Origin of the sequence: Pandoraea terrae, assembly GCF_902459695.1 — a bacterium.
GTDB lineage: Bacteria > Pseudomonadota > Gammaproteobacteria > Burkholderiales > Burkholderiaceae > Pandoraea > Pandoraea terrae.
In genome coordinates, this window is record NZ_CABPRZ010000008.1 from 1 (window position 1) to 20,988 (window position 20,988).

Consider the following 20,988-nt stretch of genomic DNA (forward strand, 5'->3'; position numbering starts at 1 on the left):
GACGGACTGGCACCGGCTGTTGCGGAAGAAAAACTTAACGCAGTGTCCGGGATGAGTTGACCACTACACAGAGCCGCCGGCCGTTTCCCATCGAAGCAATGCTGCGCATCCACTTCATGCAGCAATGGTTTGGCCTGAGCGACGTAGCGATGGAGGAAGCGCTGTACGACACACCGCTGTACCGCGAATTTTCTGGCTTGGGCGGCATAAGCCGCCTGCCTGACCGCGTCAGCATCTTGGGCTTTCGGCATCTGCTGGAGCGGCATGAACTGGCCGAACAGTTTCTCAAGACCGTCAACGAGCGGCTCAGCGCCAAGGGCTTCATGCTCAGGGAGGGTACGGTGGTCGATGCCACGCTGATTGCCGCACCGAGTTCGACCAAGAACAAGGACGGCGAACGTGACCCTGAGATGCACCAGGCCAAGAAGGGAAACCAGTGGCACTTCGGCATGAAGGCGCACGTGCGACCTGAAAGTCGCTTGAATTTCGGTTTAACTCAACGAGCAGTTCGTCGTGATTAAACCGGTTGTTCCATCAACCGTTCCCTACCCAGACACGCGGCTCCGGTAACGGCGCGGTGTGAAGCTCTGGGGACAATGTAACCGCCGATAGTTTTCGGTACGCCGACCTGCGAGGAGAAGCGGAATCTGCCAGCACAAAGGTGGTGAGGGACTAGGGACGAGTGGCAACGACCAACATATGTGAACCCCTAGTAAACGTCGTCATCATTGTACAAGCCAAATGTGCTGACAGGCTTGAGCCAAAATGGCGCGCGGCAAGGTATGGCCTCTGTGTGCTGGGCCATCGTGGACAGAACGCCGCCGGCGGATAGGAGGGGTCCGCCCCACTCTGAAATTCATGCGGAACAGGGTAAGTCCGTAGCGCTGCCGGCAACGGCAGGCGAACCGCAAGGAACGCTGTTAGTGCTGCGGAGAGAGGATTGCGGAAAAAGCGAACGCCCGGCTGTAATGGTCGAGATACGGGCTGAAACATCGTCCGACGCGAAAGCGGGCAGACTTCCGCGTGGTCATTCATGGCGAGAGAACTTGATTAATCGTTACACGAGGGAAAGCAGATGACGGCAACCGGAGGCATTGCGCAAGCAGAGGCCATCGGGGCTGGTGCGCCCTCGCGCCCCACCCGCATGTGGCTTCAGGCCGATTGGCCTCGCATCAAGGATGAGGTGAAGCGACTCCAGGCGCGTATCGCCAAGGCAACCAAGGAAGGCAGATGGGGCAAGGTCAGTGCCTTGCAGCGTCTGCTGACCCGCTCGTACAGCGGCAAAATGCTAGCCGTGAAACGAGTGACTGAGAATCGTGGCAAGAGAACGCCGGGTATCGATGGCAAGCTCTGGTCGAATCCGGCGGCCAGATGGAACGGGATGGAAGCAATGCAACATCACGGTTACCGTGCGTCGCCGCTTCGGCGCATCTACATCCCCAAGAGCAATGGCAAGAAGCGTCCGCTCGGAATTCCCCGCATGCTATGCAGAGCAATGCAGGCACTATGGAAGCTCGCGTTGGAGCCCATTGCGGAGACCTTGGCGGATCCAAACTCGTACGGGTTTCGGCCCGAACGTTCGACTGCCGATGCTATCGAATGCTGCTTTACCACTCTAGCCAAGCGTAAGTCGCCGGAGTGGATTCTGGAAGGAGACATTCGTGGTTGCTTCGATAATTTTAGCCACGACTGGATTCTTCAACACATTCCGATGGATAAGGTTGTCCTGCGACGATGGCTGAAAGCCGGATTCATCGACGAAGGAACCCTGTTCGCGACCGAGGCGGGGACACCGCAAGGGGGCATTATCTCACCCGACATCGCGAATATGACGCTGGACGGACTGGAGGCGGCAGTAGATGCAAGCGTGGGACCGACGGAACGCGCACGCCGAAAGTTCAAGATCAACGTCAACCGGTATGCGGACGACTTCGTTGTGACCGGGGTGTCTAAAGACATTCTGGAGCAGAACGTACTCCCTGCGGTCAAGCAGTTCCTGGCTGTTCGGGGTCTGGAACTCTCGGAAGAGAAAACCAGAGTCACCCACATTGCCGATGGGTTCGATTCCCTTGGGCAGAATGTCCGCAAGTACGCGGGTAAGCTGCTCATCAAACCGGCCAACAAAAGTGTGAAGGCACTTCTGGATAAGGTTAGGGAAATCGTGAGGCAGCACAGGAGCGCCACACAGAGGAATCTGATCGTGCAGCTCAATCCAGTGATTCGGGGTTGGGCCATGTATCACCGTCATGTGGTCTCAAAAGCTCATTTTACGTCGGTAGATGCTCACATCTGGCGCCTCTTGTGGAAGTAGGCGATGCGTCGGCATCCCACGAAAGGCACGGGCTGGGTGAAAAACAAATACTTCCGCGTAGAGGGGAACCGTACTTGGGCGTTTACTGCCCGGTCACAAGCCCACGGGGTAACCCGGCTGTTTCGGGCTGCGGCGGTTCCGATTGTCCGTCACGTGAAGATACGTGGCCAGGCCAATCCGTTTGAGCCTGCGTGGTCGTCTTACTTTGCCCGCCGTCGAACTACGACTGACGATTGATGGCCCGGTACCAACGCTGGTGCTGGTGAATGGCTTGAGCCGGATGCGGGGCGACTCGCACGTCCGGTTCTTAGGGGGCGGTGGCGCAGTAATGCGCTACCGCTACCCGACATTGGCGTGGATGCCGATTCGGGTCTGGTGCACACCGTGGTGGGCACAGCGGCCAACGTCAACGATGTCACGCAAGCGCACGCCCTGGTGCATGGAGAGGAAACCGACGTATTCGGAGACGCGGGTTACCAAGGCGTGGAAAAGCGCGACGAGACGCAAGACATCGACGCGAACTGGCACGTCGCGATGCGCCCGGGCAAGCGCCGCGCCTTGGATAAGGGCACCCCGATGGGCGAGCTGCGCGATGAACTCGAACGGGTCAAAGCTCGCATCCGTGCCAAGGTGGAGCACCCGTTTCGCGTCATCAAGCGTCAGTTCGGCCACCTTAAGGTGCGCTACCGTGGGTTGGTGAAGAACACGCAGCAACTGCACACGCTGTTTGCCTTGAGCAATCTGTGGATGATGCGCCGACGGATTTTGCAGGGAGCCAAGGGATGAGTGCGCCCGGACTCCGGCAGATGCCGCCAAACGCGGGTGAAAGCGCTCGCGCTCATGCCGAATAAGGCATTGAATTGGGGCGGAATGACTCATCGATTTCATCTGGCGCCAATTGCGTTGTCAGTTCGGCGTTGCTCGCCTTGTTTTGAACATTGTCCCTAGCAGGCACGCACGCCAAATCACGTCCCGTGGCAACTGGTCGAGAAGCAACGCGATTTTGAAAGACCTGACGAGCCGCATCCAATGAACCCGGCCGGCGGGAATCTAATAGAGTCCGTTTCCGGGTGACTCATTGGATGCCCCCTATTCTCTGTTATCAATTTCTCGCATCTTTGACGCCCCCCATATCCCTAAACCCGCGGCTACCCCAGCTGCTACACCAGCTTTCAGGGAATATATGATGTCGTCCATTCCGAATAAGAAATAACCTCGTTTCCAATAGAACAAAAAAGCGACAACAAAACTCGCTGCACAGGCCAATGAAATGAACAACATAGACCACAAAAATACGCTCAATATCAATACCTTCAGGAACGCGCGTAAAGAGTTCATTGCCGCTCCTCATGTCCGTCGAGTTGTTTTTGTACCCGATTTCCGACGATCTCGGATGTGAACGAACCTCCAAGAGCACCACCGATTTCTGATGCCACGGGACTCGTAACGACCGGTGTCAACTTGTCAGTAATTTTATTTCCCACCCTGCCGCCGACAATTGCACCGGCGCCAGCACCGATTGCCGCGTTTGTCGCATCCTCGCCTTTTGCGTGACTGCCCGTCACTGCGCCCCAGATACTGATCGCCGTTGATTTGACAAGGCTCTTTCCCTGAGAGGCTGCGGAAGTCGCAATTGCGGTGAGCGTGTCAATGAAGCTATACGGTTCATCGCCCGCCAATTGTGCGACTGCATTTACCACGCCACCAATTGCCCCGCCAATCACGACCGATCCTGTACCCACAGCCTGCCCCGAACCCGCTGTAGCTGCGCCCCCCATGAGAAGAGCCCAGGACTTGAGGAATTCGGAGGCCGGTTGGGCTGCATCGGTACCCAAGCCTTCCAGCAACTCGGTCTGTGCTTGAGCGACCTCTTCTGCCGTGGCGCCGTTCTGGAACATGAATTCTGCCAATGATGCGGATCCCGCCCCGGCAGTCACAGTACCCTGTGACAACGAAAACTCGTTGTTCTCCATTTCGATACGCGACGCAATGGATGCAACCGCAGTTTCCCCACCAATGCTCTGCGTTACGCCCGCGACAATGCTCTGAACCAAATTCATTCGAGCCTCGCGTTCCTCAATCGTCTGGACGGTTCCTTTATCTTTGGTAACGGTCTCAATCAAGTTATTCAACACAACACTTCCGGCTGCACCAAGCGCCCCCGTCCCGCAGTTCCCGCCCGCTACCGCAGCACCGGCGCACCCCAACATTCCGTGCAACGCGGCCCTCGCAGTTTCACTGTCAAGTGACTTTGCAATTTCCTTTACCTTCTTGGCGCCCAAGCCCTGTATGTAGTGCACTACCGCCGACTGCAGCATTTCGCCCGCACCTCCGGTCACGTTGCCTCCCGCAGCCACTGAAATTGCAGTCAGTATTTGACGATAGTCCCCGCCCGGGCCCCACTTCTGCGCTTCGCTCAATCGCGCATCGAGCTGCGCCCGCCTGGCCGGATCGGCTTCCGCGTCGCGCGCTTTCTCGAGCGCGTCGGCCTCCTCCGCCCGGTTGGTCACGAACACGCCCACTTCGCGCTGCAGCGCCTCCACGATCTCGAAGCCGGCGCGGATCTCCTGCTCGTCAAAGATCTTGCCCAGCGCGTTGCTGCCGTCGCGCTCCGACGACACCTCGCGGTTCGTTTCGGCGATGGTCTCTTGCGCTGTCTTGCCGGTCGCGGCCTGCTGCTTCTCGGCATCGGTGATCTCGATCACCCCGGCGCTGATGCCGCTGCGGGTCGTGCTGGTGGCGCTCCCTCCGGCCGCCACGATCATCGGCGGGGTCACCGATACGCCAGCCGATGCGCCCCCCGACGCGCCGCCTGACGCGCCGCCTGACGCGCTGCCCGAGGCCGGCGCCTCGTGTCCGGGCACCACAGCGGCGCCCGTGGTTGCCTGGCCCCCTTGATCCGTGCCGACCTTGGCGTCGCTGCCGCCCGAACTGAAGCCGCCGCTTGCGCTCACGCCGAACGCGTCATACTCGGCCCGGTTCTCGAGGTCGCGCTGCGTCAGGGTGCCCGTTTTCAGACGATTTGCGCCCGCCTCGGCTGCCGCATCGGTCGAGGCAATCACCGCGCCCACCAGATCGGTGTTGCCGGCCACCTGCACATCGAAGCCGCCGTCGCCCGCCTGGATGCCCGACTGCTGCTGCACGCTCGCGTAGTCGCTCCTGATCTGCTGGTGGCTCGCGTTGATCGCACCGGATACCGTGCCTAACCCGACGGTCGCGCTGCCGCCAAGCGACTGGTCGCGGCTGTGGTAGCTGTCCTGGTCCTGCAGGCTCTCGAGCTTCAGGTCGCCGCCGACCTTCGCCGCAACCGACTCGCCACGCACCTGCGCGCCGCGCAGCGTGGTGTCGCCGCCGGACGCCGTCGACACGGCGCCGCCCGCCGTCACATGCGTGGTGGTCCACGTCTGCGCGTCGCCCTCGGCCTTGCCGCGCGAGCCGCTCGCGCTGGCGGTGATGCCCACCGACGTTTTCTTGCCGAAGCTCGCGCCCACCCCGATGCCGCCGCTTGCGCCGCTGCTGTTGCGGCGCGTGCTTGAGGTGTTCTCGGCCGCGACCAGATCGATGTCGCCGTCAGCCGCAAGCGTCACGTCGCCGCCGCGCACCGTCAGCGTCGATTGGTCGCCGGATGGGACACCATCGTGGTCACCCTCACGGTCACCACCGCCGGTCGCCCGGATCGAAATGTCGCCGCCGGCCGCCACCGTCGAGCCGCTCGCATTTGACGCGCTGTGCGTCTCGCGGCTCGTCTGTTTCGAAGCGCCCACCGTGACCGACACACTCACGCCGCCGAGCGCATCCGGATCCTTCTGGAGCGCGTCGTAGGCGTTCTTGCCGGCCAAGCCCACCGTGGCCCCCGCCAGCGCCTTCATGCGGGCGTCGCCCGCCTGGCTCGTGGCACGGGCCATTTGGGTGGTGGTCTGCGCCGCCGCGACCAGCGGGTTCGTCACCGTCACCGTCACACCCGACTGGCGGAACTCATGCTCGCGCTGCATCGACGCGGTGTCGCGTGCCTCCACGATCTCGACCTGCTGGCCGGCGATGGCGACGTTGCCCTCGCGCGCGATCACGTCGCTGCCCGCCTGACGATAGCGCCCCCCGGCTTCGAGCGTGACGTCGCCCTTGACCGCCCCCACGGTCGAGCGCGCCGACGCTTCGAGCTGCTCGGCGGCCTGGTCGCGCACGTTGCGGCTGCCCACGGTCACGCCGAGCCCGCCGCCGCCCATCACCCCGCGCGTGCGTTCCTCGCGCGCATCCCGATACGCGCTGGTCTGGCGCGCGGCCTCGATGGCAAGGTCGCGCCCGGCCTGGATCGCGGTGCCATCGGTCGATACGGCCTGGCTGCCGACGATGGCCACATCCCGGCCGGCCTCGAGCAACACGCGCTGCCCCGACACCAGCGCGCCCTGCGTGGTTTGCTCGGTGGCGATGCTGCGTCGGGCAATCGTGCTCTTCGACAGCCAGCCGCTGGTCGCCTCGATCCGCTCCGCCTGGTCGGCGTGACGCTCGTGCGCGCTGGCCTCCAGCCGCACGTCGCCACCGGCGCTCATGCGAATCCCGCCCGCCTCGCTGGTGGCGGCCCCGCCGCGCATCGTCACGTCGCCGCCCGCGCGCACGCTCAGGTCGCCCGCCGTTTCAATCGAGGTCCCGACCTCGTCACGCGAGGCGGTCTCGCGCCAGTTCTGCGCGTCCCACACGATGCGCTGAGCGGCGCCGGTTCATAGGCGGCCTGCGCCGCGTGCTGCTCGTCGGAGCCTCGCCGGCGATTGCGCCAATAGCGGGTCGCCACGCCGGAATCGGTCTCGACCTGCTCGCCCGCCACTTCGATGTTTTGCACTTCGCGCGCCGCGATCGACAGCGGCCCGCCGGCCACGATGCGGCTCTTGTCGTTGGTGACAACGTCGGCCTCGATCGTCATGGCGCCGCCCGAGCTCATCTTGCCGGGATCACTGCTGACCACGACCGGCGTGGTGACCACGCGCGTGTACTCGTAGCGCACGTACGCGTCGTTGTTCAAGCGGCCGGGGTCGTCGGGCACGGGGGTCGGGCGGTCTTCGGTGAGCATGACGGGCACTTCATGCGTCTCGAAGCGCACTTCATCCTCGCGATACCGCCGCGTGCCCCGGTTGGTGTACTCGTACTCGACGATGCGCTTGGGCGCACCGGCCTGCATCTCGGTGCGAAAGTGGTCGTCGATGTTCTCGACGCGGTTGGCCGATACGCGCAGTGCGCGCGTCGCCTCGATCGACGCGCTGCGATTCTCGATATGACGCGCGCGTCCCACCGCGCGACGCTCGGCATCCAGTTGCCCGCCGATGACGATATCGCCGAGGCTGAACAGCGCCGCATGTTCGCGGTTCAGCAGATGGCCGACACCCACGTCGAGACGCTCACGCGCGGCGATCACGGCCGCGCGCCCGCCCTCGGCGTCGTTATGCAACACCGCCGCCGCGATGCCGAGCCGGTCGCCGTAGATCCTTCCGCTGCCGAGGTTGCGCAGGGTCGGTGCGGCAAGGTAAGTGAGCCGTGCGTCGATCAAACCCCGGTTGACGATGTCAGACGCCGCCTCGAGATGCGTCTCGTCCCCGTGCAGGACACCCTCGGCCCGATTGTCGATCCGCGCGGCTTGCACGCGCAGAGCCTTGCCGGCGGCCACGCGTTGGGAATTCGTGAAGGTCCCCAGCGTCTCTAGGCTCAGGTTGCCATCCGCGCGCAATCGGCCGCCGGGCGCGAAATCGCCGACGAGCGGGAGCGTCAGATCGCCGCGCGACAGCACATCCCCGCCCCCGATCAGGGCCGCGGCGTACAGGCCCAGCCGCTCGCCCGCCAGCAACGTGCCGCCCGCGTTGACGAGATTCAGTGTGCCCGCTGCGCCCTGCTGCCAGGCGGAAGTCGCCATCCGGCTTGCCGAGACTTCCGGCAGGCCCCGGATCACCAGCGCGCGTCCCGACGTGATGGTCCCGCCGGTGTTGTCGAGTTGCGCCGCGGCGGTCAACGACAGGACATCGTTGGCGACCATCACACCGTCGCGATTGTGGATGTGCGCAGCGGTGAGCGACAGCGAATTCGCTTCGATACCGCCCGCCTGCCGGGTGTCGCGATTGTCGATGGTGTCGGCCGCGATCGACAAGGTGCCGCCACTGCGCAGCAAGCCACGGCGATTGTCGAGTTGGCCGCCGAGACGCATGTCGATGGAACCCAGCGCCTGCACCTCGCCGCCCGCGTTGCGCCACTCGCGTGCGGTCAGCGTCATCGCGCCCTCGCCCGCGATGCGCCCGCCTGACGTATTCGATACGTGCGCCGACGACAGTGACAAGGCCCCGCTGGATGCGAGCACACCGGCATCGTTGAGCACCGCGCCCACGACATCGACAGCCAGACCGCCCGCCGCCGAGCCCAGTTTGCCGCCGCGATTGTCCAACGCACCGGCGGCGAGCGTCACGCCATCGTGGCCGACCATTTCCCCGTCGCGATTGTCCAGCGTGTCGTCTGCATGTACGTCGAGTGCACCGCCCGTGCCGAGGTGGCCGCCCCGATTGTCCAGCGTGCCGCGCACGCGCACGCGCATCGCGGCTTGGCCCGTTTGCCGGACATTTGCGCCGCGCTGCGACCAATCATCCGCATCGATGCCGAGCCCCCGCGCCACGATGCGGCCACCGTCGATCACCGCGCGGCCAACCGAGAACCGCAGGAAGCCGTTGCTGGCGATGCCCCCGCGCATGCCGTCGAGCTGGGGCGTCTCGAGCACGAAGGTGCCGCGCCCGGCGTGCTGGATCTGGCCGTCGTCGTTGCGCAGCCGCCCGGCCGCAAGCCGCAGTGCGCGGGCGTTGCTCGCGAGCGTGCCGCGGCGGTTATCGAATGTGCCGTCGATGACGAAGCGGGAATCGTCCTCGCCCGTCTGGCGGACGTCGCCGCCGACGTTGGACCAGTCATGCGCATCGACCAGAACGCGTGACGCGGAAATCGTGGCGCTGTCGGTCAGCAGATGGGCTGGCGTGCCCAGGTGCAAGGTCGCCTGTGCGTGCAGCGAAGCTTGCTTGGCCAAGAGGTCGCCCGCGCGGGCACGCACGTCGATCTCGTGCGCCTGCATCTGCGCGCCGTCCAGGTCGACGCGCGCGCCGGACATCACGATGGACTGCCCTGCCAGCGACTTGCCGCTGACCTGCAAGGCGCCGTCTGACACGACGGAGAGGCGCCCCACATGTCCTGTCATGCCCTCGGCGTCAACACCGGCCGCCAGGGTGCCGCTGGCCGATTGACGCACCGCGCCCGCTTGCCAGGACGCATTGCCGCCGGCAGCGGCGGTGCCGTGGTTGACCCATTGCCCGGCGATGGCCGCCGTCAGGTTGCGTCTGGCGTAGAGCGTTCCGGCATTGGCGAGCGAGGCGGCCTGCAACTGCACGTCGGCATCCGAGACCAGTTTGCCCTGATTGCTCACCCAGCCGTCGGCGGAAAGCGTGAGGCCGTGCTCACCGGCGCCGATTTCGCCATGGTTGCGCACGCCGACGCCCGCCTCGGTCGCGAGCAGATAGATCTTGCCCGCGTACATGCCGCCCAGTTGCGCCACGTCGATGGCAAACGCCGGCGCCTGCCCCGCCGGCAGAACGTCATTGGCGCGCGCGGCAAGTGTTCGATCGAAGTCGCCCGCACCGGTGACGACGCGCATATCCTTGGCCCACACCTTGCCCGCCACGCGTGCCGCACGCGCCAGGATCCCGGTGTAGTCGACGTCGCGCGTGTTCATGCCGCGCGCCCCGATCGCCACGGCACCGTCGCCGACATGAAAGCCGGCGACCTCGCCGCCGGACATCTGCGGCACGCCGGCGGCAAACGTGGCACGGTGCGCATTGATCACGCCGCAACCGTCGCAGACAATGCCTGCCGGGTTGGCCACGATCAGCTCCGCCCGGTCACCCGCGATTTCCAGGAATCCGCCCAGCTGGCTGGGCCCGCCCGCCACCACTTCGTTCAGCACCACGCGAGCCGAGCCGCCCGCCAACGCGGGATTGCCGTCGACCCAGCCGCCCAGCGCCGTTTGCGCCGCCTCGCGGGCGTTGTTGAGGATCGCGCCGCGCCCGTCCACGTCGAACTGCACATAGCGGTTATGCGACACGCCCGCGCCGTTCGGGGTCTGGATATCGACCTGGGTGACGCCATTGGCGCTGTGCGTCACGATCGGATGTTGACTGCCCGCCGCGTTGGGATCCGCCACGATCTGCGCATGCACGGGCACGCCCCACAACGCGCCCCAGCCGATGGCGGCGATTGCCGCCCATCCGATGCGCCGCGCCCGGGGCCGCCATGCCATGCCCGACGGCGGCGTGCTTGCCGTGCCTGATACAGCACCGGTTCGCGCAGCACATCTGACGTTTTCGGCGACGGCCATTAACTGCCCGCGCCGGCGATTGAAGACGATACGAAAGCGTTTGGCGTTCATCGGGAGTACCTCGGTACGGCAAGCGCCAAGCACAACGTAAAGAACGCGCAGAAGCTACGGCATACGGCGTTGAAGGCAAACGACATCATGAACGGGCATCTTCGAGCGCGAGCGCCAACGCACAGGCGCGATGACGTGCCCTCAACGTCAGGTCAAAACCTGACGAAGCGGGGCGACAATAGGCTACCGGCGGCGAAGTGGCTCTAATCGGGGGATTGGGACGGCGCTGGGAAGACGCGACGGGACGGGCCCGTCACATGAACGGTCGTCAACACACGGGCACCAATGCTACGCAATGTTAGCCCGTAGGGGAACACAGAAAATTCCGAAAATCGCTCAACGGGCGTCGCCCGCCGCCGAGCGCGCCGCTTAACTCTCTCCTGCGGAAGTCAACGCGACAATAGGCCCCAGGGCAAACGCGCCGTCGCCATCGCACGCAAACTCAGACGCGCGCCGCCGCCTCAAGAAAACGGAACAACCGCGGATCGTCGGAGTAGGCGACGTTGAAGCGGAACCATCGGCACGGTTGTGCGTTGGCGAGAAAAAACTCTCCCGGCGCGAGCATGATGCTCTGCGCGAGCGCCTGCTCGGCCAACTCGCGCGCCGGCGTTGCGCCCTCCGGCAAACTCGCGCATACGAACATCCCGCCCTCCGGTTGCGCCAGCAGCGTCAGCCCGTGCGACTGCAATTGCGACGTCAACCGCCCGCGCGCGCGCGTGAGGCGGTCCGTCAGGCGCTCGATGTGCTTGCGGTGCCGGCCTTCCGTCAGGACGGCGTGCACGATTCGCTCATTGATCTCCGACGAGGTCAGCCCGGCGACCATCTTGCTGCGGGCGATCTCGCGCACCAACTCCTGCCCGCACGCCAGATAGCCCACGCGCACCGACGGCGAGATCGTCTTCGAGAAACTCGAGATGTAAATTACGCGCGACAGACCGTCCATGGCCGCGAGTGAAGGCGTGCCGGCAGGCGCCAGCTCCCGGTAGATGTCGTCTTCCACGACCCAGAAGCCGTGCTGCTCGGCGGCTTGCAGAATCCGGTGGGCGCCCGCCGGCGACAGCGATGTGCCCAGTGGATTGTGCAGCGCCGGGTTGAGAAACAAGGCGCGCGGACGATGCGCCGCAGCCGCTTGGTCCAGCGCTGCCAGGTCGAGACCCGCTTCCGTGCGCGGCACGCCCACCACATTGAGGCCGGCCAGCCGAAGGATCGCCAGCAGATTGCAGTAGGCCGGCGCTTCCACGAGCACCGTGTCGCCAGGCTGCAGGAGCGTGCGCACCACGAGATCGAGCGCCTGCGTCGCGCCTTGCGTCAGCACGATCCGCTCGGGCGGCGCATCGATGGCCAGTTCGGCTAGCCGGCGTGCGATCCACTGCCGCAGCGGTCCGTAACCGTTCGGATGCCCGTAATGCGCAAATCGGGCGCTGGTGCCCTTGGCCAGTTGCCGCAGTGCTCCGTGCAGGCCGTCTTCGTCGAGCCAGCTGTCGGGCAGCCAGCCGCAGCCGCTTTTCACGGCGATCGAGTCGTCGGCGAAGATTTCCGACAGCAGCCACGCGTTAGTGACTTCGCTCGCGGCAGCGCTTGGCACGGCGGGCCCCCCCGGAGATCCCGGCATACCCGCCGCCGCGTGTCCGTCCGGCGCGCCTGCGACGAAAAAGCCCGCGCCGCGCCGCGCGACCAGCACACCTTGCGCGACCAGCCGGTCATACGCCTCGACCACCGTGAAGGTGCTGATCTGATGCGCTTTTGCCAGGGAACGGATCGACGGCATGCGCATGCCGGCGTGCAGGGTTTGCCGCTGCATCGCCCGGCCGACCTCACGCACGATCTGGTCGACAAGCGCTTCGGGCTGGGCGCGGTTCAGGGTGAATTCCAACGGGTGTGACATGGCGCGTACGGGGGGAGAAGAAGGGCAGGGCGGCGGCGAAACCGCGTGACCGGACAGCTGCCGGCGACACGGCTGTCGCCAATACACTTTGGAGGTTCGACCAATACAGAATATACATTTTTACTTGGAGTGTACATGTCTGTATCGGTTTCGGCGCCGTAGGATCGTCACATCCCTGCTTGCGCCACGTGCTCATTCGCGTGAACAGGCCCCTGACCCACCGGATGGAGACCCCCGATGAACATGCATGAGCTGAATCTCGACATGACGGCGTTCTGGATGCCATTTACCGCCAACCGCCAGTTCAAGAGCGCGCCGCGTATCCTGGTGAAGGCCGAGGGCATGTACTACACGTCGCACGACGGGCGCCGCGTTCTCGACGGCACGGCAGGACTGTGGTGCGTCAACGCCGGTCACTGCCGCACCGAGATCGTCGAAGCGATTCGCCAGCAAGCCGGCGAACTCGACTTCGCGCCGACTTTCCAGATGGGTCATCCGAAAGCCTTCGAAGCCGCCGCGAAGATTGCCGAGATCACGCCGGAAGGCCTCGACCGCGTCTTTTTCACCAACTCCGGCTCGGAATCGGTCGATACCGCACTGAAGATCGCGCTGGCGTATCACCGCGCGCGCGGCGAGGGGCAGCGCACGCGTTTCATCGGGCGCGAGCGCGGCTATCACGGCGTGGGTTTCGGCGGCATTTCGGTGGGCGGCATTTCGCCGAACCGCAAGGCCTATTCCGGCGCGCTGCTGCCGGCCGTCGACCACTTGCCGCATACGCTGAACATCGCCGAAGCCGCGTTCACGCGCGGGCAGCCGAGCTGGGGCGCGCATCTGGCCGATGAGCTTGAGCGTCTCGTCACGTTGCACGATGCGTCGACGATCGCCGCAGTCATCGTCGAGCCGCTTGCCGGTTCGACGGGCGTACTGGTGCCGCCGCAGGGCTACCTGCAGAAGCTGCGCCAGATTTGCGACAAGCACGGCATCCTGCTGATTTTCGACGAAGTGATCACCGGACTCGGCCGCCTCGGCGCGCCATTCGCAGCACAGTACTTCGGCGTCACGCCCGACTTGATGACGATGGCCAAGGGCGTGAACAACGCGGCCGTGCCGATGGGCGCCGTCGCCGTGAAGAACGGCATCCACGATGCCATCGTCGACGCCGGCAATGCGGGTGCGATCGAGTTCTTCCACGGCTACACCTACTCTGGCCACCCGCTGGCCGCCGCAGCGGCGTGCGCTGCACTCGACCTTTACAAGAATGACGGCTTGTTTGAGCGCGCCGCCAAACTGGCGCCGCATTTCGAAAAGGCGATTCACAGTCTGCGCGAACTGCCGAACGTGATCGACATCCGCAATCTGGGACTGGTCGGCGGCATCGAGCTCAAACCGCGCGACGGCAAGCCGGGCGCGCGTGCGCACGAAATCTTCGTCAAATGCTTCGAAAAGGGTGCGCTGGTGCGTTACACGGGCGACATCCTGGCGTTCTCGCCGCCGCTGATCGTAAACGAGACGCAAATCGACGAACTGTTCGGCATCGTTGCCGAAGCCATCCGTGAAGTTGCCTGAATCTGATACCCCGGATACCAACATGAACCAACGCATCAACATCGAACGCATCGAACACTGGATTGGCGGTGCGACTGCCCCTGCCACGAGCGACCGCTTCGGCGAAGTCACCAACCCCGCCACCGGCGAAGTCATTCGCCACGTGGCGCTCGCATCGACCGACGACGTCGCGTGCGCCGTCGCAGCGGCGAAGGCGGCATTTCCTGCATGGCGCGGGACGCCGCCGCTCAAGCGCGCCCGCGTCATGATGCGTTACCGCGAACTGCTCGAAGCGCAGCGCGAAGCGATCGTGAAACTGATCAGCCAGGAACACGGCAAGACGCTCGACGACGCGCGCGGCGAAGTCACGCGCGGCATCGAAGTCGTCGAGTTCGCGATTGGCATTCCGCAATTGCTCAAGGGCGAAATCGCGCCGCAGGTCGGCACGGGCGTCGACAGCTATTCGATTCACCAGCCCGTAGGCGTATGCGCCGGGATCACGCCGTTCAATTTCCCGTCGATGGTGCCGTTGTGGATGTTCCCGATGGCCATCGCTTGCGGTAATACGTTCGTCCTCAAGCCGTCGGAGAAGGTGCCTTCGGCGGCGCTTCTGCTGGCGCGCCTGGCCAAGGAAGCGGGCCTGCCCGATGGCGTGCTCAACGTGGTCAACGGTGACAAGACCGCCGTCGACGCGCTCCTCACGCACCCTGATGTCGGCGCGGTGTCGTTCGTCGGCTCGACGCCGATCGCGCAGTACATCTACACGACGGCCGCAGCGCACGGCAAGCGCGTGCAGGCACTGGGCGGCGCGAAGAATCACGGCGTCGTGATGCCGGACGCGGATCTCGACTTCACCGTCGACGCACTGATCGGCGCTGCGTACGGCTCCGCCGGGGAGCGTTGCATGGCGATTTCGGTGGCGGTGGCCGTGGGCGATGTGGCCGACACACTCGTCGAGCGTCTGGCCAAGGCGGCGCGCGGCCTGCCTGTCGGCGATGGCACAGATCCGGCCGCACAGATGGGGCCGCTGATTTCACGTGTGCACTGCGACAAGGTGCGCGGGTTCGTGGATGCGGGCGAGGGCGAAGGCGCGAAGCTGGTGGTGGACGGACGCGGCCTGCAAGTCGCGGGCCGCGAGAACGGCTTCTTCATCGGTCCGTGCCTGTTCGACAACGTCACACCCGAAATGACCATCTACCGGAACGAAATCTTCGGACCGGTGCTGGCGGTCGTGCGTGTGCCGACGCTGGAAGCGGCGATCGCGCTCATCAACCGTAATCCGTATGCAAATGGCACGGCGGTCTTTACGACGTCGGGGGCTTCGGCGCGCCGCTTCGAGGACGAAATCGAAGTGGGCATGGTGGGCATCAACGTGCCGATCCCGGTGCCGGTGTCGTACTTCTCGTTCGGCGGCTGGCGCAATTCGCTGTTTGGCGACCAGCATATTTACGGACCGGAGTCGGTGCGCTTCTATACGCGCTCCAAGGTGGTGACCCGCCGCTGGTCGGAAGGCCGCGCTGCCGGCGCGCCTTCGCTGGTGATGCCGACGCTGGGTCAGTAAGCGGCATCGGCAGCCGTCTCGACGGCTGCCGGTTACACCGGCGCCGAGATGCGAATGCCCTCGGCTGTGAGATAGCCGCGAATGCGTTGCGCGAACTCGAGGGCGTGCGGGCCGTCGCCATGCAGGCAGACGGTTTGCGCGTGGATTCGCACCCAGGTGCCGTCGATCGCGCGCACGCGCCCTTCGCGCACCATCGTGAGGGTTTGGGCGAGCACCGTTTCCTCGTTTTCGATCAGCGCGCCCGGGGTGCCGCGTTTGACGAGCGATCCGTCGGCGTTATATCCACGGTCCGCGAACACCTCTTCCACCGCGCGCATGCCTACCGCCTTTGCCGCGGCGATCAGTTCGCCGCCGGCCAGACCATAGACGGCCAGATCGGAATCGAATGCCCGGATCGCGGCCACGATCGTCTCGGCAAGCTGTGCATCGCGTGCCGCCTGATTATAGAGCGCCCCGTGCGGTTTCACGTGCGTGAGCCAACCGCCTTGCGCGCGCACCATCGCGGCCAGCGCGCCGATTTGATACAGCATGCCGGCGAAGACTTCTTCCGGCGGCAGCGTCATCTTGCTGCGGCCGAAGTTGTTGCGGTCGGGAAAACTCGGGTGCGCGCCGATGGCGACGCCGTTGGCAAGCGCCCAGCCGACCACGCGGTGCATGGTGAGTGCGTCACCGGCGTGCCAGCCGCAGGCGATGTTGGCGGAACTGACCTGGGCGAGCAGCGGTTCATCGAAAGCGCAGCCTTCGCCGAGATCGACGTTGAGATCGACTTGCATATTCACTTTGCGGCGCGTGGCACGGCATCGAGAATGCCTCGGTCGTGCCAGGCAAGCGCCCGTTCAATTTGTTCAAGATAGCGCATCTGCTCGCGTAGCGCTTCGCGCGCTTGCGCGAGCGTGCATACGGAAAAGTGCAGGTTGGCGCCGAGCCTTGCCTGTCCTAGCCGCCACAGGTCGGCCGCGATCACGACGCCGAACTTGGGGTAGCCCCCGGTCGTCTGCGCATCGGCGAGCAGGATGATCGGCTGGCCCGACGGCGGGACCTGAATCACGCCCGGCAGGACGCCATGCGACAGCAGGTCGTGATGGCGATTCTTTTTGCGCTCCAGCACCGCGCCCGCCAGCCGGTAGCCCATGCGGTTGCTGTTGGGCGTGATTTTCCAGGGCGTTTCCCAAAATGTCTTGTGCGCGGCCGCCGTGAAGTCATCGTGGTCGGGGCCGGGAAGCACGCGTATCCGATGACCGCCGGGATCGCTCGCCCACACGGGGGGGCGAACGCCCAAGGGCGGCAGATCGGCTTGCCATGGCACGGCAGGCGCACCGGTCTGGAGCTGGTCGCCGTCGTGCAGCGGGCGGCCCTGATGGCCCCCGAAGCGCGCCGTCAGATCAGTGCTGCGGGAGCCGAGCCGCGGCGTCACGTCGATGCCGCCGGCGACGGCCAGATACGTGCGCATCCCGAAGCGCGCCGGACGCAGTGTCAGCGTCTGCCCGCGCGAGACCGGAAATCGCCACCAGGACCACACCGGCTTGCCGTCGAGATCGGCGTAGCAGTCCGCGCCGGTCAGCGCCATCACGGTGTCCATGCCGAAACGAAAGGCGCACGGCGCCATGGTGATTTCAAGGCCGGCCGCGCCGGCGTCGTTGCCCACGAGCCGGTTCGCGACCATCAGCGCCAGCGGGTCGAGGGCGCCGCCACTGGACACACCGAGTGTCCGATAGCCGGGACGCCCCAGGTCTTGAACCGAAGTGAGCAGGCCGGCGCGCAGGATATCGATCACAGGTCGAGGCTCGCGATGGAAAAGCGGATGCGGTCACCCGGTGCGAGCAGGGTGGGTGGGTCTTGCGTGGGATCGAACAGCGTCATCGCCGTGTGGCCGATCAATTGCCAGCCGCCGGGCGAGGACATCGGATAAATGCCGGTCTGGCTGCCGCCGATACCGACCGTGCCGGCGGGCACCGACAAGCGCGGTTCGGCGCGGCGCGGTGTGGCCAGCGACGGGTCGAGCCCGCCCAGGTAGGCGAACCCGGGCTGAAAGCCAAGAAAATAGACGATGTACTCGGCCTTCGCATGACGCTGCACGACGGTTTTCGGTGCAAGGCGTGTGTGCCGCGCCACTTCTGCCAGATCGGGGCCGTGTTTGCCGCCGTAGGCCACCGGGATCTCGATGTCGCGTCCGGTCTCGCCGGCAGGCGGCGGCGCTTGCCAGGCTTCGCGCAGTTTGGCCGCGAGCGTGTCGGCGTCGGCGGCCAGCGGATCGTAGATCACCGTCAGGTTATTCATCCCCGGAATCGTGTCGCGCACGTGCGGCCACCCGCGCGCCACCGACGCCACATGCCAGACGCGCCGTTGCGTCAGCAGCGTGGCGGTCGCGCCGGCTTCGCACAGCAGTGCGCCTTCGCCGAGCGGCAGGATCTTGAGCGTTGACATCGAATGCATCCCTGAGCGGGCGGCTGGCCGCGCGCCCTTGTTACGAGGGTACGGAAAACGACGGCGGCAGGCAAGCCGCAGCGGGTCCGTGAACCGCACTTTCCGTCAGGATAAGGTCCAGCGGCAGGTCGTGCGGCTCCACGGCGAGGGCAGGGGATTCCAGAACGTCGAAGGCAAGGCCGACGGTGCGCGGACGCGGCGCGAGCGCCCCCAGCGTGCGGTCATAGAAGCCGCCGCCGTAACCGAGGCGAAATCCGGCGCGCGTAAAACCCACGCATGGCACCAGCAGCAGGTCCGGCGTGACGACAGGCGTGCCGTCGGGAACCGGAATGCGGTAATGGCCTTCGACCATCGGTGTATCGGGCTGCCAAAGATGAAACACCAACGGCGACGCGGGCTGATCGACGACCGGCAGCGCGGCGCGCCGGGCGGCGGCGGGGGCCTCTGCGTCGCTGCAACCTCCGGCCAGCCATGCAGCGATGGCCGGACGGGCGTCGAATTCGTCCTGGATGGGCCAGTACAGACCGACGCACGCGGGCTGCCACGCACGCAGCAGCGCGGCCAGTCGTTGGCCGATCAGGGCATCGCGGCGGTCACGATCGGGCAATGTCTTGCGTGCCGTGAGTAATGCTTTGCGCAAACGGCTTTTGTGGGTGGGATCGGACATTTCGGTGCCGGGGTCCCGTGCTATGCTTGATTCCAATTTTTTCCCTGACGCGCAAGAATAATGTCCGAACGCCTGACCCGAGTATATCGTGCCGTTGCCGTGTTGCTGACGGCAGCCGGCCTCGTCGCCTGCAGCACGACCGAAGCCACCGGCCGTCCGAAGAGCACGGCCGGTCAGGCATCCGCCGTTGCGCAACCGCCGGCGGCTGCCGCACCGGCCGGCGCACCGGCGGCCGCGCCCGTCCCCCGCGCGTCCGACGATCTCTTCATGCAATTGCGCGAAGCCGCCCGCGTGAACGACGCCCCGCGCGCCGCCGCGCTGGCCGCGCAACTGGGCGACTACGAGATCCCGTCGTACGTCCGTTACTTTCCGCTGAAGGCGCGCATGTTCGATCGTTCGGGCAAGGCGCTGATCGATACGCCTGACGACGAAATCCGCGCCTTCCTCGCCGCTTATGATGGACAGGCCATTGCCGACCGCCTGCGCAACGACTGGTTGCTGGTGCTGGGCAAGCGTCACGACTGGCGCACGTTCGATGTCGAATACCCCAAGTTCGCGCTGGACGACGACACGCAGGTCAAGTGCTATGCCCTGATGTCGCGTGCGATGCGTGGCGAGAACGTGGGCAATGCCGCACGCGACTTGCTGAACGCGCCGAAGAATTACGGTGAGGCTTGCGTTGACCTGATCGGCGCACTGGCGCAAAACGGCCAGTTGAGCCGCAACGACGTCTGGCAGCAGATTCGTCTGGCCTACGAGGAGAATTACACGTCGCTGGGCAAGCAGATTGCCGATGCACTGGGCGAGCAGCGCCCGGACGACGTACTGCTCGACATGGCGGCGTCGCGCCCGGCGCAATTGCTTGGCCGCGGTATTGATAGCAGTGACACATCGCATCAACTTGCGCTGCTCGCGATCGTGCGTATGGCGCGCAGCGATGCGCTGCTGGCGTCCACCACGTTCTCGAGCGTGGCGGGCAGCCTTACGGCGGACGAGCGCGCCATCGGGTGGGGTGCGATCGGCATGCGCGGGGCGGTGGCGCAGAATCCGGCCGCGCTGCAGTGGTATCGTCAGGCGGGCAATGCGCCGCTGTCGAACACTGCGCAGGAATGGAAGATCCGTGCCGCATTGCGTGGCGGAGACTGGACGCTGGTGCGTCAGGGCATCGAAGCGATGCCGCCGGCATTGCGCGACGATGGTGTGTGGGTGTACTGGTACGGCCGCGCACTGCGCGAAGCCGGACAGCAGGATGCGGCACGTGCGCAGTTCCGGAAGATTGCGTCGCAGAGCAATTTCTACGGCCAGTTGGCGAACGAGGAGCTTGGCAACAAGACCACACTGCCGCCGCGCACGGTCGTGACACCGGCGGAAGTCGACGCCATGCGCAGCAATGCCGGTTTCCTGCGCGCGCAGAAGTTCTATCTGATGGGGTTGCGCTTTGAAGGCAACCGCGAGTGGAATTGGGAACTGCGCGGCATGACGGATCGCCAGTTGCTGGCGGCGGCGCAGTACGCGAACCGTATCGAGCTGTTCGACCGTGCCGTGAACTCGGCCGACCGAACCAAGACCGAGCACGATTACACTCTGCGCTACCTGATGCCGTTCCGCGATATTCTCGAGCGCAATGCCAAGGCTGTCGATCTCGACGAAGCGTGGGCCTACGGCTTGATTCGCCAGGAGTCGCGTTTCATCATCGATGCCCGGTCGTCGGCAGGGGCGGGCGGCCTGATGCAGGTCATGCCGGCCACGGCGCGCCATGTGGCGAAGACGATCGGCATGGATTATGACCCCTCGATGATGCACGACATCAATACCAACATCCGGTTGGGCACCAGCTACCTGTCGATGATCTACAATCAATTCGACGGTTCTGCCGTGCTGGCTTCGGCGGGTTACAACGCGGGGCCGGGGCGGCCGCGCAATTGGCGCACGACGCTCGATCGTCCGGTCGAAGGCGCGATTTTTGCGGAAACGATCCCGTTCAACGAGACGCGCGCTTATGTCGAGAACGTGCTGTCGAACACCGTGTACTACGCTGCGCTGATCACAGGCCGGCCGCAGTCGCTGAAAGAACGGCTCGGCGTCATTCTGCCGCAGTAAGCGCTGCGGCGTAGTATCCGCGCCGCCGCACAACGTACTCTTTGATCGTTCCGCAAGGAGG

Annotated in this window: 11 protein-coding genes and 3 pseudogenes; 6 read left to right on the forward strand and 8 right to left on the reverse strand. The window is 65.1% G+C overall.

Annotated elements, in window-relative coordinates:
- Positions 1-68: 68 nt before the first annotated feature.
- The 3 genes and pseudogenes from PTE30175_RS11030 to PTE30175_RS11045 all read left to right on the forward strand — a co-directional run.
- Positions 69-464, forward strand: a pseudogene (locus PTE30175_RS11030) (IS5 family transposase); the annotation flags it as partial.
- A 611-nt stretch (positions 465-1,075) separates the two neighbouring features.
- A complete protein-coding gene (ltrA, locus tag PTE30175_RS11040; RefSeq protein WP_224788705.1) occupies positions 1,076-2,311 on the forward strand; it encodes a group II intron reverse transcriptase/maturase in 1,236 nt (411 codons plus the stop codon).
- Between the two features lie 348 nt (positions 2,312-2,659).
- A pseudogene (locus tag PTE30175_RS11045) lies at positions 2,660-3,097 on the forward strand (IS5 family transposase); the annotation flags it as partial.
- Positions 3,098-3,645: 548 nt separating this feature from the next.
- Here PTE30175_RS11045 and PTE30175_RS11050 read toward each other — a convergent pair.
- The 4 genes and pseudogenes from PTE30175_RS11050 to PTE30175_RS11060 form a co-directional block, all read right to left on the reverse strand.
- Positions 3,646-7,005, reverse strand: a complete 3,360-nt coding sequence (locus tag PTE30175_RS11050; RefSeq protein ID WP_150697115.1) for a hemagglutinin repeat-containing protein — start codon at positions 7,003-7,005, stop codon at positions 3,646-3,648.
- A complete protein-coding gene (locus PTE30175_RS11055; protein ID WP_224788728.1) occupies positions 6,927-10,616 on the reverse strand; it encodes a filamentous hemagglutinin N-terminal domain-containing protein in 3,690 nt (1,229 codons plus the stop codon). The genes PTE30175_RS11050 and PTE30175_RS11055 overlap by 79 nt, the downstream gene beginning before the upstream one ends.
- A gap of 12 nt (positions 10,617-10,628) precedes the next feature.
- A pseudogene (locus PTE30175_RS29210) lies at positions 10,629-10,745 on the reverse strand (ESPR-type extended signal peptide-containing protein); the annotation flags it as partial.
- 442 nt (positions 10,746-11,187) lie between these two features.
- The gene (locus PTE30175_RS11060; protein WP_150697117.1) at positions 11,188-12,630 is read right to left on the reverse strand and encodes an aminotransferase-like domain-containing protein; all 1,443 of its coding nucleotides are present in this window, start codon (positions 12,628-12,630) and stop codon (positions 11,188-11,190) included.
- 237 nt (positions 12,631-12,867) lie between these two features.
- Here PTE30175_RS11060 and aptA point away from each other — a divergent pair, with 237 nt between their 5' ends.
- A complete protein-coding gene (aptA, locus tag PTE30175_RS11065) occupies positions 12,868-14,196 on the forward strand; it encodes an omega-aminotransferase AptA (RefSeq protein WP_150697118.1) in 1,329 nt (442 codons plus the stop codon).
- A 22-nt stretch (positions 14,197-14,218) separates the two neighbouring features.
- On the forward strand, positions 14,219-15,736 hold the full coding sequence (locus PTE30175_RS11070; RefSeq protein WP_150697119.1) for a CoA-acylating methylmalonate-semialdehyde dehydrogenase: 1,518 nt from the start codon (positions 14,219-14,221) through the stop codon (positions 15,734-15,736).
- A gap of 32 nt (positions 15,737-15,768) precedes the next feature.
- Here PTE30175_RS11070 and pxpA read toward each other — a convergent pair whose 3' ends face one another.
- Genes pxpA through PTE30175_RS11090 form a run of 4 tightly spaced genes read right to left on the reverse strand, consistent with a single transcriptional unit; the run spans position 15,769 to position 18,827 of the window.
- A complete protein-coding gene (gene pxpA, locus PTE30175_RS11075; RefSeq protein ID WP_150697120.1) occupies positions 15,769-16,509 on the reverse strand; it encodes a 5-oxoprolinase subunit PxpA in 741 nt (246 codons plus the stop codon).
- Positions 16,510-16,511: 2 nt separating this feature from the next.
- Positions 16,512-17,510: a 5-oxoprolinase subunit C family protein gene (locus PTE30175_RS11080; protein WP_150697121.1), complete on the reverse strand. Its 999-nt coding sequence runs from the start codon at positions 17,508-17,510 to the stop codon at positions 16,512-16,514.
- Positions 17,507-18,160 carry a 5-oxoprolinase subunit PxpB gene (gene pxpB, locus PTE30175_RS11085; protein WP_150697122.1) on the reverse strand — a complete coding sequence of 218 codons (654 nt, stop codon included), beginning with the start codon at positions 18,158-18,160 and terminating at the stop codon, positions 17,507-17,509. The genes PTE30175_RS11080 and pxpB overlap by 4 nt, the downstream gene beginning before the upstream one ends.
- 40 nt (positions 18,161-18,200) lie before the next feature.
- Positions 18,201-18,827: a 5-formyltetrahydrofolate cyclo-ligase gene (locus tag PTE30175_RS11090; protein WP_150697123.1), complete on the reverse strand. Its 627-nt coding sequence runs from the start codon at positions 18,825-18,827 to the stop codon at positions 18,201-18,203.
- A 60-nt stretch (positions 18,828-18,887) separates the two neighbouring features.
- Here PTE30175_RS11090 and PTE30175_RS11095 point away from each other — a divergent pair, with 60 nt between their 5' ends.
- Positions 18,888-20,927, forward strand: coding sequence for a lytic transglycosylase domain-containing protein (locus PTE30175_RS11095; RefSeq protein ID WP_150697124.1), 2,040 nt, complete (start codon positions 18,888-18,890; stop codon positions 20,925-20,927).
- The last annotated feature ends 61 nt before the right edge of the window (positions 20,928-20,988 follow it).